The 2,862-nt window shown below is 69.5% G+C and carries 3 protein-coding genes; all 3 read left to right on the plus strand.

The window, feature by feature from the left end; all coding sequences use genetic code 11:
- Positions 1–142 precede the first annotated feature (142 nt).
- Positions 143–1,468, plus strand: coding sequence for a M20/M25/M40 family metallo-hydrolase (locus tag FNH08_RS48215; protein ID WP_322726617.1), 1,326 nt, complete (start codon positions 143–145; stop codon positions 1,466–1,468).
- A 151-nt stretch (positions 1,469–1,619) separates the two neighbouring features.
- Complete coding sequence (gene chpH, locus FNH08_RS48220; protein WP_152778230.1) at positions 1,620–1,853, plus strand: chaplin ChpH; 234 nt, start codon at positions 1,620–1,622, stop codon at positions 1,851–1,853.
- Between the two features lie 155 nt (positions 1,854–2,008).
- Complete coding sequence (locus FNH08_RS53795; RefSeq protein ID WP_152778231.1) at positions 2,009–2,836, plus strand: chaplin; 828 nt, start codon at positions 2,009–2,011, stop codon at positions 2,834–2,836.
- Positions 2,837–2,862 lie beyond the last annotated feature (26 nt).

Here is a 2,862-nt window from a genome sequence, read left to right on the forward strand (position 1 = left end):
CTACCAGGCTTTGGAGGGCCCCTGATCACACCCTGTCTCCGCGTGAACGGCGTGTGACGGGCCGGGCCCGGTCTTGGGGCGGGCGGGGGCGCGGAGAGAGGATGAGGGGCGTACACAGGCCGTGACAGCGGGAGGAAGCAGCGTGAGCGAGAAGGACACGACCAGGCACGTCACCGGCGAGGACGAGGTCGTGGACCTCTGCCGTGAGCTGATCCGGATCGACACCAGCAACTACGGCGACCACTCCGGCCCGGGTGAGCGCAAGGCCGCCGAGTACGTTGCCGAGAAGCTCGCGGAGGTGGGGCTCGAACCGAAGGTCTTCGAGTCGCATCCCGGGCGCGCGTCCACGGTGGCCCGTATCGAGGGTGAGGACCCGTCCCGGCCCGCGCTCCTCATCCACGGTCACACCGACGTCGTACCGGCCAACGCCGACGACTGGACCCACGACCCCTTCTCCGGCGAGATCGCGGACGGGTGCGTGTGGGGGCGCGGCGCCGTCGACATGAAGGACATGGACGCCATGACCCTGGCGGTCGTCCGGGACCGGCTGCGCAGTGGGCGCAAGCCGCCGCGTGACATCGTGCTGGCGTTCCTCGCGGACGAGGAGGCGGGCGGTACGTACGGTGCCAAGCACCTCGTCAAGCAGCACCCCGACCTCTTCGAGGGCGTGACCGAGGCGATCGGCGAGGTCGGCGGCTTCTCCTTCACCGTGAACGAGAACCTGCGTCTGTACCTGGTGGAGACGGCCCAGAAGGGCATGCACTGGATGCGGCTCACCGTGGACGGCACGGCAGGGCACGGTTCGATGACCAACACCGACAACGCCATCACCGAACTGTGCGAGGCCGTTGGGCGGCTGGGGCGCCACACGTGGCCGGTCAGGGTCACCAAGACCGTGCGGTCGTTCCTCGACGAGCTCTCCGACGCGCTCGGTACCGAACTCGACCCCGAGAACATGGACGAGACCCTCGCCAAGCTCGGCGGCATCGCCAAGATGGTCGGTGCGACGCTCAGGAACTCCGCCGCGCCCACCATGCTCGGCGCCGGCTACAAGGTCAACGTCATCCCGGGGCAGGCCACCGCTCACGTCGACGGGCGCTTCCTGCCCGGCCACGAGGAGGAGTTCCTCGCCGACCTCGACCGGATCCTCGGCCCGCGCGTGAAGAGGGAGGACGTGCACGCGGACAAGGCCCTGGAGACCGGCTTCGACGGAAAGCTCGTCGACGCCATGCAGAGCGCGCTGGGGGCCGAGGACCCGATCGCCCGTGCGGTGCCCTACATGCTCTCCGGCGGCACCGACGCCAAGTCCTTCGACGACCTCGGCATCCGCTGCTTCGGCTTCGCTCCGCTGAAGCTGCCGCCGGAGCTGGACTTCGCGGGCATGTTCCACGGCGTCGACGAGCGGGTCCCGGTGGACGGGCTGAAGTTCGGGGTGCGCGTGCTCGACCGTTTCATCGACGCGTCCTGACCTCGGTGTTCGCCGGCATGTATTCGCCAGCCTGTACGAAGATCGACCGGGACGGGTGAATGCGACCATAAGCTCGTAGCTCCATTACATCCTCCTCGTTACAGGTGATGTGACTCGCTACTTGGAGTCGCTTTGCCAACTAGGAGGAATAATGATCAAGAAGGTCGTCGCTGCTGCCGCCGCCACTGGTGGTCTGGTTCTCGCGGGTGCGGGCCTGGCGGTTGCCGACTCGGGTGCCCAGGGTGCCGCCATCGGCTCCCCGGGTGTGCTGTCGGGCAACGTCGTCCAGGCGCCCGTTCACGTCCCGGTGAACGTGTGCGGCAACACGATCTCGGTGATCGGGCTGCTGAACCCCGCCTTCGGCAACACCTGCATCAACAAGTGACGTTGTGCCTCACCCCGTGAGGGGCCTCACCCCATGAGGGGCTGAGTCCGTCGGCCCCGGAGTGCGCGCCATGCACTCCGGGGCCGACGGGTCTTTCCGCAAGGTCCAGGACAAGCACAAGGTCCAAGACAAGGTCGAAGGCAGGGAATTCAGCAATGCGACAGGTCACCCGCAAGGGCCTGATGACCGTGGCCGCCGCGACGGGCGTCATCGCCGTGACCGGCGGCTACGCGAGCGCCGACTCCGGAGCCCAGGGCTCCGCCACCAACTCTCCCGGCGTGCTGTCGGGCAACTCGGTGCAGGCACCGGTGCACGTCCCGGTCAACGTCTGCGGCAACACGGTGAACGTCGTGGGGGCGCTCAACCCGTCGGTGGGCAACAAGTGCGCCAACAAGGGCGGCGGCAGTGGCTCGCACCACGGCGGTGGCCACGGCGGCGGGGCCCACGCCGACGGGAACGCCAAGGGCTCGCCGGGCGTGGGCTCCGGCAACAACGTCCAGGTGCCGGTCGACGTGCCGGTCAACGTCTGCGGCAACAACGTGAGTGTCGGCGGCATCGGCAACGCCACGACGGGCAACGACTGTGCCAACGGCTCGCGCGGCGGGGGCCACCACACGCCTCCGGGCGGCGGCCACGAGAACCCGCCCGGAAAGCCGGGGCAGCCCGGAAACCCGGGGAACCCTGGACATCCGGGCAACCCGGGCAACCCCGGAAACCCGGAGCAGCCGGGCAAGCCGGGGGAGCCCGGACAGCCGGGACAGCCCGGTAATCCCGGCAACCCGGGTGGACAGACCCCGGGCGGTGAGACCCCGGGCGGTGGCCACGAGAACACCCCGGGTACGCAGACCGTCACGCAGCCCGAGGGCCTCGAGCAGCTCGCCCAGACCGGCAGCGAGCTGCCCCTCGGCCTCACGCTGCCCGTGGCCGCGGGCGCGATCCTCGGCGGCGCCCTCATCTACCGCAAGGCGCGGGCGACCTCGTAGAACCGCCGCACCTTCCCCGGTAGCGC

It is taken from the genome of Streptomyces spongiae (assembly GCF_009377185.1).
GTDB lineage: Bacteria > Actinomycetota > Actinomycetes > Streptomycetales > Streptomycetaceae > Streptomyces > Streptomyces spongiae.